Origin of the sequence: Pseudomonas jinjuensis (genome assembly GCF_900103845.1) — a bacterium.
Lineage (GTDB): Bacteria > Pseudomonadota > Gammaproteobacteria > Pseudomonadales > Pseudomonadaceae > Pseudomonas > Pseudomonas jinjuensis.
The window spans coordinates 75,000-88,471 of the sequence record NZ_FNIJ01000017.1 but is presented as its reverse complement, the minus strand read 5'-3'; the positions used below and the strand labels follow the sequence as shown (position 1 = coordinate 88,471).

Sequence of the window (13,472 nt, the reverse complement as noted above, 5' to 3'; positions counted from 1 at the left end):
GAATGCCCGGGCCTCTGCCAAAAGCAGCACCCCGGCCTTTATTGCAAAGTGTGTTGGGCAATGAACTCCGCCGGCTGCCAGCCTTCACGGCTGACCAGGCGATTCAGCTCAACCCGCGGCAGGCGAACCTGCAACAACGTATGTCCCTGTTCGTCATGTCCTTCGGACTGCACCGCGCCCAGCTCGAAGAACTGCGCGCGCAGGCGTCCGAGGCGCTGCGGCAGGCACAGGGTGCCAATGAACAGATCGTCGCCGAGCAGTTCGGCCACGGCCTGCCTGAGCAGATCCAGCCCCCGCGCTTCACGCGCCGAGAGCCAGACCCGTACCGGCCTGCCATCTTCGTTGCGCTGGATCTGCGGTTCGAAGTCCGGAAGCAGGTCGATCTTGTTGAACACTTCGAGCATCGGCAGCTCGTTGGCGCCGATCTCCTCGAGCACCGCATGCACCTGCTCCATCTGCGCCGTGCGTTCCGGCTCGTGGGCGTCGATCACGTGCAGCAGCAGGTCGGAGTTGCTGGATTCCTCCAGCGTGGCACGGAAGGCCTCGACCAGCTTGTGCGGCAGGTGGCGGATGAAGCCCACGGTGTCGGCCAGCACGATCGGCCCGACGTCGTCCAGTTGCAGGCGGCGCAGGGTCGGGTCGAGGGTGGCGAACAGCTGGTCCGCCGCGTACACCTCGGAGGTGGTCAGGGCGTTGAACAGCGTGGACTTGCCGGCGTTGGTGTAGCCGACCAGGGATACCGAGGGAATGTCCGCACGACGGCGGCCACGGCGGGCCTGCTCGCGCTGGCTGCGCACCTTCTCCAGGCGCTGCTTGATCTGGCGGATGCGCACCCGCAACAGACGGCGGTCGGTTTCCAGCTGGGTTTCACCCGGGCCGCGCAGGCCGATACCGCCCTTCTGCCGCTCCAGGTGGGTCCAGCCGCGCACCAGGCGCGTGCTCATGTGTTCGAGCTGGGCCAGCTCCACCTGCAGCTTGCCCTCGTGGGTACGGGCGCGCTGGGCGAAGATGTCCAGGATCAGCCCGGTGCGGTCCAGAACACGGCATTCGAGCGCGCGCTCCAGGTTACGCTCCTGGCTGGGCGTGAGGGTGTGATTGAAGATGATCAGCTCGACCTGCTCGGCGCCGACCAGGTCGTGGAGTTCCTCGACCTTGCCGCTGCCGATCAGGTACTTGGCTGAAGGCTGGTGGCGCGAAATGCTGATGAAAGCCACAGTTTCCGCGCCCGCCGAGCGAGCCAGCTCCTGAAACTCCTGCGGATCTTCGCGCGCCTCGGGGTCCGAACCTTCCAGATGGACAAGGATGGCCCGTTCCCCACCGCCCGGGCGCTCAAAGAACAAGGCGGACTCCCGTCAAGCGTTGCCCGGCTCGGCCGGTTGATCGCCGCTGGGCAGACGCACCGGACGGCTGGGAACCACGGTGGAGATGGCGTGCTTGTAGACCATCTGGCTCACGGTGTTTTTCAGCAGGATGACGAACTGGTCGAAGGATTCGATCTGGCCTTGCAGCTTGATGCCGTTGACCAGGTAAATGGAAACCGGAACGCGTTCTTTCCGCAGAGTATTGAGATAAGGGTCTTGTAGCGAATGCCCTTTTGACATATGCCGCACTCCTTCAAGGGATAATAAATAGATGTAGTAGTCGAATTGGCTAAAAGCGCCGTCCTTTATGCCCCAAGGATAGACGGCCGAACAAAGGTCTCATCCTTATATGGAGACCGCCCCAAGGTATTTCAAGGTCCGCGGCAGATTGTCGCCTGCCAGACTGTCCAACCAGTGTAGATCGCTCCAGCTGCGCAGCCAGGTGAACTGGCGCTTGGCTAGTTGCCGCGTGGCGATGATTCCGCGTTCTTCCATTTCAGCGTAGGACAGTTTGCCGTCGAGGTAGTCCCACACCTGACGGTAACCCACGGCACGAATGGATGGCAGACCCGAATGCAAGTCGCCTCTTGCGCGAAGGCCTTCGACCTCGGAAACGAAGCCCTGTTCCAGCATCTGGCGAAAACGTTGCGCGATACGCTCGTGCAGTATCTGCCGCTGCTGCGGGGCGATCGCCAGATGCGCGACAGTATACGGTAATTGCCCGTCCACGGGCGCGCTTTCCTGTGCCTGGCGCCGGCGGTGTTCGCTCATCGACATCCCGCTGACGCGATAGACCTCCAGCGCGCGGACCAGCCGCTGCGGATCGTTGGGATGGATGCGTTCGGCGGACTCCGGATCGACCTCCGCCAGCTGGCGGTGGAGTTCCGCCCAACCCTCGGCGGCGGCCTGCGCCTCGATCTCCGCGCGCACCGCCGGATCGGCGCCGGGCATGTCCGCCAGGCCTTCCAGCAATGCCTTGAAATACAACATGGTGCCGCCCACCAGCAGCGGAATGCGCCCGGCCGCGGTGATCTCGGCCATGGCCGCCAGCGCGTCGGCGCGGAATTCGGCGGCGGAATAGCTTTCCGCCGGGTCGCGGATGTCGATCAGCCGGTGCGGAAACTCGGCCAGCACTTCCGGCGACGGCTTGGCGGTGCCGATGTCCATGCCCCGGTAAATCAGCGCCGAGTCGACGCTGATCAGCTCGCAGGGCAGCACGCGCGCCAGCTCCAGCGCCAGGTCGGTCTTGCCGGCGGCGGTCGGGCCCATGAGGAAGATGGCGGGAGGAAGCGTGGACATCGGCAGGCTCGATTACAGAAGAGAGAGATGGGTATCGCTGCGCTCAACCCATCCTACGATATTGGAATTCAGCGGCCGCGGAGGAAGAGCTTGTCCAGCTCGTCCAGGCCGAGCTGGGTCCAGGTCGGCCGGCCGTGGTTGCACTGGCCGCTGCGCTCGGTGATTTCCATGTCGCGCAGCAGGGCGTTCATTTCCGGCAGGGTCAGGCGGCGATTGGCGCGCACCGCGCCGTGGCAGGCCATGGTGCCGAGCAGCTCGTTGAGATGCGCCTGGATGCGGTCGCTGGTGCCGTATTCCAGCAGGTCGGCAAGCACGTCGCGCACCAACTGGTTGGCCTCGGCCTGCTTGAGCAGCGCAGGAATCTGGCGGATCGCCAGGGTCTCCGGGCCGAACCGCTGCAGCTCGAAACCGAGCATCTGGAACCAGCCCGCATGCTCCTCGGCGCAATCGGCCTCGCGCTCGCTGACGGCGATGGACTCCGGCACCAGCAGCGGCTGGCCGCGCAGGCCCTCGCTGGCCATGGCGGTCTTCAGGCGCTCGTAGGTGATCCGTTCGTGGGCGGCGTGCATGTCCACCAGCACCAGGCCATGGGCGTTCTCGGCGAGGATGTAGATGCCCTTGAGCTGCGCCAGCGCGTAGCCCAGCGGCGGAACGTCCTGCGCGCTTTCCGGCAGCGGCTGCGGCGCGGCGTTTTCCGGCAGCGGCGCGAAGTAGGCCTTGTAGGCGCCCTGGGCTTCGGCCAGCGGCGGGACTTCCTGGCGCGGCGGCTGATAGCCGTATCCGGAGCCGGAACCGCCGGTGGAGCCCGCAGCCCGCGGCTCCCAGGCCGGCGCGGCAGCCGGCGCCTCGATGACGTTCTCGGACAGGCGCATCTCGCCCTGCGGGCCGAACTCGCCCGCGTCCAGCCCGGTCGGCCGCATCACGGTCAGCGTGGTGGCGCCGGGCGGTGCCAGCTGGTCGTCCGGACGTACCTCGGCCAACGCCCGGTGCAGGGTGCCGTAGAGGAAGTCGTGGACCATGCGGCTGTCACGGAAACGCACCTCGTGCTTGGTCGGGTGCACGTTGACGTCGACCACCGCCGGGTCGACCTCGAAGAACAGCACGAAGGTCGGGTGCCGGCCGTTGTACAGCACGTCGCGGTAGGCCTGGCGCACCGCGTGGGCGACCAGCTTGTCGCGCACCATGCGGCCGTTCACGTAGAAGTACTGCAGGTCCGGCTGGCTGCGCGAGAAGGTCGGCAGGCCGACCCAGCCCCACAGGTGCAGGCCGTTGCGCTCCACCTCGATGGGCAGCGCCTGCTCGAGGAAGCCCGAGCCGCACACCGCGCCGACGCGCCGTGCGCGGGCCATTTCGTCGGCCGCCTCGTGCAGGGCGAAGATCGTCTTGCCGTTGTGGCGCAGGTGGAAGGCGACGTCGAAGCGCGCCAGGGCAAGGCGCTTGATGACTTCCTGCAGATGATCGAATTCGGTCTTCTCGGCGCGCAGGAACTTGCGCCGCGCCGGCGTATTGAAGAACAGGTCGCGGACTTCGACGGAAGTACCGACCGGATGCGCCGCCGGCTGCACCCGCGGCTGCATGTCGCGGCCCTCGGTTTCCACCTGCCAGGCCTGCTCCGCGTCGGCGGTGCGCGAGGTCATGGTCAGGCGCGACACCGAGCTGATCGAGGCCAGCGCCTCGCCGCGGAAGCCCAGGCTCAGCACCCGCTCCAGGTCTTCCAGTTCGCGGATCTTGCTGGTGGCATGGCGCGCCAGGGCCAGCGGCAGGTCGTCGGCGGGAATGCCGCCGCCATCGTCGCGCACCCGCAGCAGCTTCACGCCGCCCTGCTCCACTTCGATGTCGACGCGGCGGGCACCGGCATCCAGGCTGTTTTCCAGCAGTTCCTTGATCACCGAGGCCGGCCGCTCGACCACTTCGCCGGCGGCGATCTGGTTGGCCAGCCGCGGGCTGAGCAGCTGGATACGCTTCGATTCGCTCATTGCTGGGACGCCAGTGCGGTGCCGGGAATCTTCAGTACCTGGCCGATCCGCACGCTGTCGCTCTTCAGGCTGTTGGCGTTGCGCAGCGCCGCCATGCTGACGTCGTAGCGCGCGGCGATCATCGACAGGCTCTCGCCGGCACGCACCACATGCTCGCGCGGGCCGGCGGAAATCTTCCCGCTGTCGCGCAGCGAGGCGAGATAGGTGCCCGGCGGCGGCGTCTGCTGGAAGTACTGGCGGATGCCGGAGGAAATCGAACGCGCCAGGGCCTGCTGGTGCGAGGTGCTGGCCAGCTTCCGCGATTCGCCCGGATTGGAGATGAAGCCGGTCTCCACCAGGATCGACGGGATGTCCGGCGACTTCAGCACCATGAAGCCGGCCTGCTCGACGCGGCTCTTGTGCAGCGAGGTGATGCGCCCGACGTTGGTCAGCACCTTGTGGCCGACGTCCAGGCTGGAGGACATGGTCGCGGTCATCGACAGGTCGAGCAGCACGCCGGCGAGCATGCGGTCCTTGTCGTCGAGGTTGACGCCGCCGTCGCCGCCGATCAGGTCGGAACGGTTTTCCGTATCGGCCAGCCAGCGCGCGGTCTCGGAGGTCGCGCCGCGATCGGAGAGGGCGAACACCGAGGCACCGAAGGCGCTGCGGCTGGGCGCGGCGTCGGCGTGGATGGAGACGAACAGGTCGGCGCCCTTCTTGCGGGCGATCTCGGTGCGCTTGCGCAGCGGGATGAAGTAGTCGCCGGTGCGCGTCAGCTCGGCGCGGAAGCCCTTCATCTGGTTGATCTGCCGCTGCAGTTCGCGGGCGATCGACAGGGTGATGTTCTTCTCGTGCAGCCCGCCCGGGCCGAGCGCGCCCGGGTCCTCGCCGCCGTGGCCGGCGTCGATGGCGATCACCACGTCGCGCTTGCCGCCCGCCGGAGCCGGCACCCTGGCCACCGGCTGGCTCGGAGTGACCGGCACGGCGGGCACGTTCGGCGCGGAAGTGGCCGGCACGTCGGGGGTGATGTCGGCGCCCTGGTCGTACAGGTCGACCACCAGGCGGTTGCCGTACTGCTGGTTCGGCGGCAGGACGAAACTCTTCGGCGTCACCTGGGCGGAAAGGTCGAGCACCAGGCGCAGGTCGCTGGGCGAGCGCTGCGCCGAACGCACGGCGGTGATCGGCGTATTGCTCAGCTTGAGCTTGTCGAGCACGGTGGTGAGCTGGGCGCCGTTGATGTCGATGACGATGCGGTTGGGCGCGCTGAGGGTGAACAGGCTGTGCTGTATGGGGCCGGACAGGTCGAACACCAGGCGGGTGTTGTCCGGTGCGCGCCAGATGCGCACGCTCTTGATTTGTGCGGCGGCAAGAACCTCGCCGGCAGTCATAGCCAGCAGAACGAATACCCCGGCCAACAGCGCCCGCAGGCGCAACCCCCAACCCATTTTTATCTCATGCTCCTGTGGTCAGGGTGGCACACCAGGCTTCCCCCCGCGCACCGTGCGGTTCAAGGCGCAGCATGCGGCCACCCGCTTGCGGGACAATGGTAATGTCAAGGTCGGCCTTTGGCAAAATGCCCGCACCGCGTTCGGCCCACTCGATCAGGCACAGCGCGTCACCCTCGAAGTAGTCGCGGATGCCGAGATATTCCAGCTCCTCGGGGTCGGCGAGGCGGTAAAGATCGAAGTGGAATGCCCGCTTCCCGTCGATTTCATAGGGTTCGACCAGGGTGAAGGTCGGACTTTTCACCGCCCCGGAATGCCCGAGGCCGCGCAGAATGCCGCGCGAGAGGGTGGTCTTGCCGGCGCCGAGGTCGCCGTGCAGGTAGATGACGCCCCTCCCTGCGCTTGCCGCCGCGATCCGCCCGCCCAACTGGTACATGGCTTCCTCGCCATCGGCGAACAGATTCAAAGACATGGATTCGATTCCTCAAGTAACTGACGAACGGCAGGGATCAGGTCGCTGGCGGCGAGCCCGCGTCCCTCGCTGCCGAGTTGTTCACCGGCACGGGCGTGCAGCCAGACCGCCAGGCAGGCCGCGTCGAACGCCTCCAGCTTCTGCGCCAGCAGCGCGCCGATGATGCCGGACAGCACGTCCCCCAGCCCGGCCCCGGCCATCGCCGGATGCCCGTGGGAACACAGCGCCAGGCGCCCATCCGGCGCGGCTACCAGGCTGCCCACGCCCTTCAGTACCGCCACAGCGTCGTAGCGCGCCGCCAGCTCGCGGACGGCGGCGGGTCGGTCGGCCTGCACCTCGGCGGTGGTCCGGCCGAGCAGGCGCGCGGCCTCGGCGGGATGCGGGGTGATCACCCAGTCGCCGGACGGCTGCTGCAGCGCGCCTTCGGCCAGCAGGTTGAGCGCATCGGCATCCCAGACCTGGACGGCAACCAGGCTCGCCGCGGCGCTGGCCAGGCAGCGCCCCCATGCCTCGCGACCGATCCCCGGGCCGACCACCAGCACGTCGGCGCGCTGGGCCAGGCGCAGCAGGTCGGCGGAAGACACCACGCCATGGGCCATGATTTCCGGCCGCCGCGCCAGCGCGCTCGCCACGTGCGGCTCGCGGGTGGCCAGCGAGACCAGCCCTGCGCCGCTGCGCAGCGCGCTGTCCGTCGCCAGCAGCACCGCGCCGCCCATGCCGTGGTCGCCGCCGATCACCAGCAAATGACCATACATGCCCTTGTGCGCCGCCTTCGGCCGTGGCGCCAGGCGCGCGAGGCTGGCAGGCGCAAGGCGGGTCGCCAGCGGCGCGACCTGTAGCAGCGCGGGATCGGCTGCCAGATCGTCGAATGCCAGGTCGCCGCAGCAATCCGGCCCCTGGGCGGTGAACAGGCCGATCTTCAGGCCGATGAAGGTCACCGTGAGATCGGCCCTTATCGCCACGTCGAGGATTTCCCCGGTATCGGCGCTGAGCCCGGAAGGAATGTCCACCGCCAGCACCGGCAGGCCGCTGGCATTGATCCGCCGGATCGCCCCGGCGAAGGGTTCGCGCACCGCGCCGCCGAGACCGGTGCCGAGCAGCGCGTCGACCAGCACGCCCTGCAGCTCGCAGTCGTCCGCCCAGGGCTGCACCGCCACGCCGGCGGCCAATGCTTCGGCATGGGCGCTCGCCGCATCACCGGAGAGCCGCGCGGGATCGCCCACCGCGAACACCCGCACCGACCAGCCGGCGCGGCGGGCCAGCGCGGCGATCAGGTAGCCGTCGCCGGCATTGTTGCCGTGCCCGGCGAGGACGCTGATCGCCCCTGCATCCGGCCAGCGCCGGCGCAGGGCGCGCCAGGTGGCATGGGCGGCGCGTTGCATGAGTTCGAAGCCCGGCGTGCCGGCGGCGATGATGCGCGCGTCGAGGTCGCGCACCTGGGCGGCGCTGTACAGGGCAGTCGGCAGGGAGTCGTGGGGATGTGCGGTCATGGGGATTCCGGCGGGGAAATTCGGCGCCAGCGGCAAGGTCTGGCAGAATTATACGCACCCCATCCGCGCTTTCCCCGCCCCGCATGCACGATTCAATCCCCGATTTCCAGCAACTCGCCGAGACCATCAAGACCTGGGGCCGCGAGCTCGGCTTCCAACAGGTCGGCATCAGCGGGCTCGACCTCGAAGAACATGGCGCGCACCTGCAGCGCTGGCTGGAGGCCGGCTACCAGGGCGAGATGGACTACATGGGTGCCCACGGCAGCAAGCGCTGGCGCCCGGACGAGCTGGTGCCCGGCACGCTGCGGGTGATCTCCCTGCGCATGGACTACCTGCCGGGCGATACGCGGATGGCCGAAGTGCTGGCCGCGCCGGAAAAAGCCTACGTGTCGCGCTACGCCCTCGGCCGCGACTACCACAAGCTGATCCGCAAGCGCCTGCAGCAACTGGCCGAGCGCATCCAGCAGGAGATCGGCCCGTTCGGCTACCGCGCCTTCGTCGACAGCGCGCCGGTGCTGGAAAAGGCCATCGCCGAACAGGCCGGGCTCGGCTGGATCGGCAAGAACACCCTGGTGCTGAACCGCAAGGCCGGCAGCTACTTCTTCCTCGGCGAACTGTTCACCGACCTGCCGCTGCCGGTCGATCCGCCCCACGGCAGCGAGCACTGCGGGCGCTGCTCGGCGTGCCTGGACATCTGTCCCACCGCCGCCTTCGTCGCGCCCTACGTGCTGGATGCGCGGCGCTGCATTTCCTACCTGACGATCGAGCTGAAGGGGGCGATTCCCGAGGATCTGCGCCCACTGATCGGCAACCGCGTGTTCGGCTGCGACGACTGCCAGATGGTCTGCCCGTGGAACCGCTTCGCCCGCGCCACCGACAAGGGCGACTTCCAGCCGCGCCACCAGTTGGACAACGCCGACCTGGCCGCACTGTTCCTCTGGAGCGAGGAGGAATTCCTCTCCCGCACCGAAGGCTCGCCGCTGCGCCGCGCCGGCTACGAGCGCTGGCTGCGCAACCTGGCGGTCGGGCTGGGCAATGCGCCGTCGAGCATTCCGGTGATCGAGGCGCTGAAGGCGCGGCGGGAGTTCCCGTCGGAGCTGGTGCGCGAGCATGTGGAGTGGGCGCTGCAGCGCCACGGCGTCGTCTGATTAGCCCGCATGGGTATCGCTGCGCTCAACCCATCCTACGGGGCTACCGCGGATTGCACCTGTAGGAGCAACTGTCTTGGTATCTCAACGCATTTCGTTCGCGAGCAAGCTCGCTCCTACAAGGAGCATCGACAGTCGGCAGGGCGAATGATGCGACTCGGCACCGCTCTTCGCAGGAGCCAGCTTGCTGGCGAAAGCCGCACTATCCGGCCACACCGGCGCTGAAGGAAAACCGGATCGCCAGCAAGGACCAGGCGTCCCCCTGGCTCCTACAGGTCCGCTGTCAAACGGGCTATGTCTGCGAACGCGGGGGTCCGGTAAACCTGTAGGAGCGGGCCATGCCCGCGACACGCACGAAGAGCTTCGCGAGCAAGGACTGGGCGTCCCCCTCGCTCCTACGAAAAGCCGTGGCCGTCAGACCTTGATGAAATGCTCGCGGTAATGCTTCAGCTCGGCGATGGACTCGCGGATGTCGTCCAGCGCCAGGTGGGTGTTGCCCTTCTTGAAGCTGTCGCGCACCTGCGGGGCCCAGCGCGCGGCCAGTTCCTTGAGGGTGGAGACGTCGAGGTTGCGGTAGTGGAAGTAGGCTTCCAGCTTCGGCATCTGCCGATAGAGGAAGCGGCGGTCCTGGCAGATGCTGTTGCCGCAGATCGGCGAGGCGCGCTTGGGCACCCATTTCTCCAGGAAGGCCAGGGTCTGCGCCTCGGCCTCGGCGGTGGAAATCCGGCTCTCGCGGACCCGCTGGGTCAGGCCGGACTGGCCGTGCTGGCGGGTGTTCCACTCGTCCATGCCGGCGAGGATGTCCTCCGGCTGGTGGATGGCGATCACCGGCCCTTCGGCAAGGACGTTGAGGTTGCTGTCGGTGACGATGGTCGCCATTTCGATGATGACGTCCTGGTCCGGGTTCAGCCCGGTCATCTCCAGGTCGATCCAGATCAGGTTCTGCGGGTTCTGCATGATGTTGCGACTCCTGGGCTACAGCCCAGTAGTTTAGCGGGAAGCAGGCAAGCGCATGCTAAACTCGCCGGCGATTTTCCCTGTGGACAACATATGGCCAAGCGTCACCTCACCCGCCGGCAGAGCTGGCGCATCGAAAAAATCCAGGAAGAACGCGCCGCCCGCGCCGCCAAGCGCGAATCCCGCGCGCTGGATGAGCTGGAAGGCGGCGACCTCGGCCCCGAGCAGCACGGCCTGGTAATCGCCCACTTCGGCGTGCAGGTGGAAGTCGAGGCCCAGGAAGGCGAGGACGCCGGCCAGGTGTTCCGCTGCCACCTGCGCGCCAACCTGCCGCCGCTGGTGACCGGCGACCGCGTGGTCTGGCGCCCGGGCAACCAGGGCATCGGCGTGATCGTCGCGCAGCTGCCGCGCAGCTCCGAGCTGTGCCGGCCGGACATGCGCGGCGTGCTCAAGCCGGTGGCGGCCAACGTCGACCGCATCGTCATAGTCTTCGCGCCGCGCCCCGAGCCCCACGCCAACCTGATCGACCGCTACCTGGTGGCCGCCGAGCACGCCGGCATCAAGCCGCTGCTGCTGCTGAACAAGGCCGACCTGATCGACGAGGACAACGCCGAAAGCATCGATTCGCTGCTCGGCGTCTATCGCGAGCTGGGCTATCCGCTGCTGGAAGTCTCGGCCTTCAACGGCCTGGCGATGGACGCCCTGCGCGCCGCGCTGAACGAGCACGTCAGCGTGTTCGTAGGGCAGTCGGGCGTGGGCAAGTCGTCGCTGGTGAATGCGCTGCTGCCGGGAGTCGACACCCGCGTCGGCGACCTGTCGGAGGTCACCGGCAAGGGCACCCACACCACCACTACCGCGCGGCTGTTCCACTTCCCCGCCGGCGGCGACCTGATCGACTCCCCCGGCATCCGCGAATTCGGCCTTGGCCATGTCAGCCGCGATGACGTGGAAGCCGGCTTCATCGAGTTCCACGACCTGCTCGGGCATTGCCGCTTCCGCGACTGCAAGCACGACCGCGAACCAGGCTGCGCACTGCTCAGGGCGCTGGAGGAAGGCCGCGTGCAGCCGCAGCGGATGGCCAGCTACCGGCACATCATCGCCAGCCTGCCGCAAGACGAGTATTGATCGTTCGCGGGCCAGCGGCGGAGCATTTCGCGTAGGGCGAATAACGCCACAGCGTTATCCGCCGCAATATCGGCACGCACCGTCATCGGCGGATGACGCGTTCCGCGTCATTCGCCCTACATTGTGGGCATGCCGACTCCGCCCTAGCGCACCTCGTCCAGCTTCAGCGTGCCGCCGTCGTCGAACAGATTGAGCTTTTCCTTCAACTGCTCGTCGGATAGCGGCTGCGTCGGACTGGCGACCGGCGGGGCGGCAGGCGCGGCGGATTTCTCCGGCACGAGCGCAGGCGCAGCGCCGCCATCCTGCCCCTCGATGGCGCGCTGAGCCTTGCGGGTCAGGACGATGATGTCGATGCGGCGGTTCACCGGGTTGAGCGGCGCCTTCGCGTCGAACAGCACCGACGAGGCATAGCCGACCACCCGCGCCACCTGCCCTTCCGGATAGCCGCCAGCCACCAGCGCGCGGCGCGCGGCGTTGGCGCGGCTGGCGGAGAGTTCCCAGTTGCCGAAGTCGCCGTTGCCGGCGTAGGGCTTGGCGTCGGTGTGGCCGCTGATGCTGATCTTGTTCGGCACCTGGCGGATGGTCTCGGCCAGGGCCAGCAGGATGTCCTCGAAGTACGGCTGCAGGTGCGCGCTGCCGAGGTCGAACATCGGCCGGTTCTCTGCGTCGACGATCTGGATGCGCAGGCCGTCGCGGGTGATCTCGAACAGGATCTGGTCCTTGAAGCGCCGTAGGGTGGGGTTCTCGTCCACCTTGTTCTGCAGTTCCTGGAGCAGCAGTTCGAGGCGCTCCTTCTCCACTTCCTCGGCCAGCCCTTCCGCCTCGGCGGGATTGATGCGCAGGTCGCGCTCGGGGCTGATGCGCATCTCGTTGTTTTCCGGCTGCGCCTGCACCTGCGGGTTGAGGGTCTTGTCCGGCGCCGGCGTCGGCGTGCCGCCGAGGTCGATGACGTAGGGACTGGCGCTTTCGGTGAAGCCGATGGGGTCCTGGAAGTAGCCGGAAATGACCCGGCGCTGCTCCGGCGTCGCCGAGGACAGCAGCCAGAGCACCAGGAAGAACGCCATCATCGCGGTGGCGAAGTCGGCGAAGGCGATCTTCCAGGAGCCGCCGTGGTGCCCGGCTTCGTAGCGCCGGACGCGCTTGATGATGATCGGCTGGTTATTGTCCATGGCTCAGCGACCGCGTACCGCCTGCTCCAGCTCGGCGAAGCTGGGCCGGTGCGCCGGCAGCAATACCTTGCGCCCGAATTCCACCGCCAGCGACGGCGGCATGCCGGACGCCGAGGCGACCAGGCAGGCCTTGATCGCCTCGTAGAGGTTCAGTTCTTCCTTGGCGTCGTGCTCCAGGGCACCGGCCAGCGGGCCGATGAAGCCGTAGGCGGCGAGGATGCCGAGGAAGGTGCCGACCAGCGCCGCCGCCACGTGGTGGCCGATCTCCGCCTGGGTGCCGCTGCCGAGCAGGGCCATGGTGGTGACGATGCCGAGCACCGCGGCGACGATGCCGAAGCCGGGCAGCGCGTCGGCCACGCGGGTGACCGCGTGGGCGCTGTGGTTGAGGTCTTCCTTGAGGCTGACCAGCTCCATGTCGAACAGGCCGTCCAGCTCGTGCGGCGCCATGTTGCCGGAGGACATGATGCGCAGGTAGTCGCAGACGTAGGCGGTCATCCGCTCGTCCTTGAGGATCGCCGGGTACTTGCTGAAGATCGGGCTGGCCTGCGGGTCCTCGACATCCGCCTCGATCGCCATCATGCCCTCGCGGCGGCTCTTGTTGAGCACCTCGTAGAGCATGCCCAGCACCTCCAGGTAGAAGGTCTGGGTGAAACGGTTGCTGAACATCTTCGGCGCCTTCTTCAGCACCGTCTTGAAGGTGCTGCCGGGGTTGGCCTGGAGGAACGCGCCAAGCGCCGCGCCGCCGATGATCATGATCTCGAACGGCTGGATGATGGCGGCGATCTTGCCCCCGGAAAGCACGTAGCCGCCGAGGATACTGCCGAATACGACGAGGATGCCGATGATTTTTGCCATGGATGACACTGCGCAGTTGAGGAAAACGGGGGATCGCCCCTCTCCGGCGGGTTATCGGCAGCGCTGCGCCGGACTATAGGCCGCCCCTGCGAAAAAGCCCCATCTCCCACAAAACGCGCGGCAACCGCTACGCCGGCCGCGGTTTCCGTTAAACTGGCGCGCTTTGAACCGCTTTCGCCACGAAGCCCGCGGGTCG

The 13,472-nt window shown here is 67.5% G+C and carries 12 protein-coding genes; 2 read left to right on the top strand and 10 right to left on the bottom strand.

The window, feature by feature from the left end; genetic code table 11:
* Positions 1-38: 38 nt before the first annotated feature.
* From hflX to BLR75_RS21480, 7 genes are all read right to left on the bottom strand, one after another.
* Complete coding sequence (hflX, locus tag BLR75_RS21510) at positions 39-1,340, bottom strand: ribosome rescue GTPase HflX (RefSeq protein ID WP_084314002.1); 1,302 nt, start codon at positions 1,338-1,340, stop codon at positions 39-41.
* A 12-nt stretch (positions 1,341-1,352) separates the two neighbouring features.
* Positions 1,353-1,601 carry an RNA chaperone Hfq gene (hfq, locus tag BLR75_RS21505; RefSeq protein ID WP_003095657.1) on the bottom strand — a complete coding sequence of 83 codons (249 nt, stop codon included), beginning with the start codon at positions 1,599-1,601 and terminating at the stop codon, positions 1,353-1,355.
* Between the two features lie 105 nt (positions 1,602-1,706).
* The gene (gene miaA / locus BLR75_RS21500) at positions 1,707-2,660 is read right to left on the bottom strand and encodes a tRNA (adenosine(37)-N6)-dimethylallyltransferase MiaA (protein WP_084314001.1); all 954 of its coding nucleotides are present in this window, start codon (positions 2,658-2,660) and stop codon (positions 1,707-1,709) included.
* Positions 2,661-2,728: 68 nt separating this feature from the next.
* A complete protein-coding gene (gene mutL, locus BLR75_RS21495) occupies positions 2,729-4,636 on the bottom strand; it encodes a DNA mismatch repair endonuclease MutL (protein WP_084314000.1) in 1,908 nt (635 codons plus the stop codon).
* Positions 4,633-6,060, bottom strand: coding sequence for an N-acetylmuramoyl-L-alanine amidase AmiB (gene amiB / locus BLR75_RS21490; protein ID WP_084313999.1), 1,428 nt, complete (start codon positions 6,058-6,060; stop codon positions 4,633-4,635). The genes mutL and amiB overlap by 4 nt, the downstream gene beginning before the upstream one ends.
* A gap of 7 nt (positions 6,061-6,067) precedes the next feature.
* Entirely contained in the window at positions 6,068-6,532 is a 465-nt protein-coding gene (gene tsaE / locus BLR75_RS21485) for a tRNA (adenosine(37)-N6)-threonylcarbamoyltransferase complex ATPase subunit type 1 TsaE (protein WP_084313998.1), read from the bottom strand.
* A complete protein-coding gene (locus tag BLR75_RS21480; protein WP_084313997.1) occupies positions 6,523-8,022 on the bottom strand; it encodes an NAD(P)H-hydrate dehydratase in 1,500 nt (499 codons plus the stop codon). Before BLR75_RS21480 ends, tsaE begins: the two co-directional genes overlap by 10 nt.
* An 83-nt stretch (positions 8,023-8,105) precedes the next feature.
* Here BLR75_RS21480 and queG point away from each other — a divergent pair, with 83 nt between their 5' ends.
* Positions 8,106-9,170 (top strand): tRNA epoxyqueuosine(34) reductase QueG, encoded by a 1,065-nt coding sequence (gene queG / locus BLR75_RS21475; RefSeq protein WP_084313996.1) that lies wholly within the window; start codon positions 8,106-8,108, stop codon positions 9,168-9,170.
* A gap of 414 nt (positions 9,171-9,584) precedes the next feature.
* Here queG and orn read toward each other — a convergent pair whose 3' ends face one another.
* Positions 9,585-10,127, bottom strand: a complete 543-nt coding sequence (gene orn, locus BLR75_RS21470; RefSeq protein WP_084313995.1) for an oligoribonuclease — start codon at positions 10,125-10,127, stop codon at positions 9,585-9,587.
* A 93-nt stretch (positions 10,128-10,220) separates the two neighbouring features.
* Here orn and rsgA point away from each other — a divergent pair, with 93 nt between their 5' ends.
* The gene (gene rsgA / locus BLR75_RS21465; protein ID WP_084313994.1) at positions 10,221-11,252 is read left to right on the top strand and encodes a small ribosomal subunit biogenesis GTPase RsgA; all 1,032 of its coding nucleotides are present in this window, start codon (positions 10,221-10,223) and stop codon (positions 11,250-11,252) included.
* A gap of 143 nt (positions 11,253-11,395) precedes the next feature.
* Here the strand turns inward: rsgA and motB are convergent, their stop codons facing one another.
* On the bottom strand, positions 11,396-12,421 hold the full coding sequence (motB, locus tag BLR75_RS21460; protein ID WP_084313993.1) for a flagellar motor protein MotB: 1,026 nt from the start codon (positions 12,419-12,421) through the stop codon (positions 11,396-11,398).
* Positions 12,422-12,424: 3 nt separating this feature from the next.
* The gene (gene motA / locus BLR75_RS21455; protein ID WP_084313992.1) at positions 12,425-13,276 is read right to left on the bottom strand and encodes a flagellar motor stator protein MotA; all 852 of its coding nucleotides are present in this window, start codon (positions 13,274-13,276) and stop codon (positions 12,425-12,427) included.
* Positions 13,277-13,472: the final 196 nt, after the last annotated feature.

Excerpts from the sequence above, each read along its gene's own strand:
- orn (WP_084313995.1), bottom strand. The coding sequence starts at position 10,127 with ATGCAGAACCCGCAGAACCTGATCTGGATCGACCTGGAGATGACCGGG.
- mutL (WP_084314000.1), bottom strand. The coding sequence starts at position 4,636 with ATGAGCGAATCGAAGCGTATCCAGCTGCTCAGCCCGCGGCTGGCCAAC.
- tsaE (WP_084313998.1), bottom strand. The coding sequence starts at position 6,532 with ATGTCTTTGAATCTGTTCGCCGATGGCGAGGAAGCCATGTACCAGTTG.
- motB (WP_084313993.1), bottom strand. The coding sequence starts at position 12,421 with ATGGACAATAACCAGCCGATCATCATCAAGCGCGTCCGGCGCTACGAA.
- queG (WP_084313996.1), top strand. The coding sequence starts at position 8,106 with ATGCACGATTCAATCCCCGATTTCCAGCAACTCGCCGAGACCATCAAG.
- BLR75_RS21480 (WP_084313997.1), bottom strand. The coding sequence starts at position 8,022 with ATGACCGCACATCCCCACGACTCCCTGCCGACTGCCCTGTACAGCGCC.
- amiB (WP_084313999.1), bottom strand. The coding sequence starts at position 6,060 with ATGGGTTGGGGGTTGCGCCTGCGGGCGCTGTTGGCCGGGGTATTCGTT.
- hfq (WP_003095657.1), bottom strand. The coding sequence starts at position 1,601 with ATGTCAAAAGGGCATTCGCTACAAGACCCTTATCTCAATACTCTGCGG.
- rsgA (WP_084313994.1), top strand. The coding sequence starts at position 10,221 with ATGGCCAAGCGTCACCTCACCCGCCGGCAGAGCTGGCGCATCGAAAAA.
- motA (WP_084313992.1), bottom strand. The coding sequence starts at position 13,276 with ATGGCAAAAATCATCGGCATCCTCGTCGTATTCGGCAGTATCCTCGGC.
- miaA (WP_084314001.1), bottom strand. The coding sequence starts at position 2,660 with ATGTCCACGCTTCCTCCCGCCATCTTCCTCATGGGCCCGACCGCCGCC.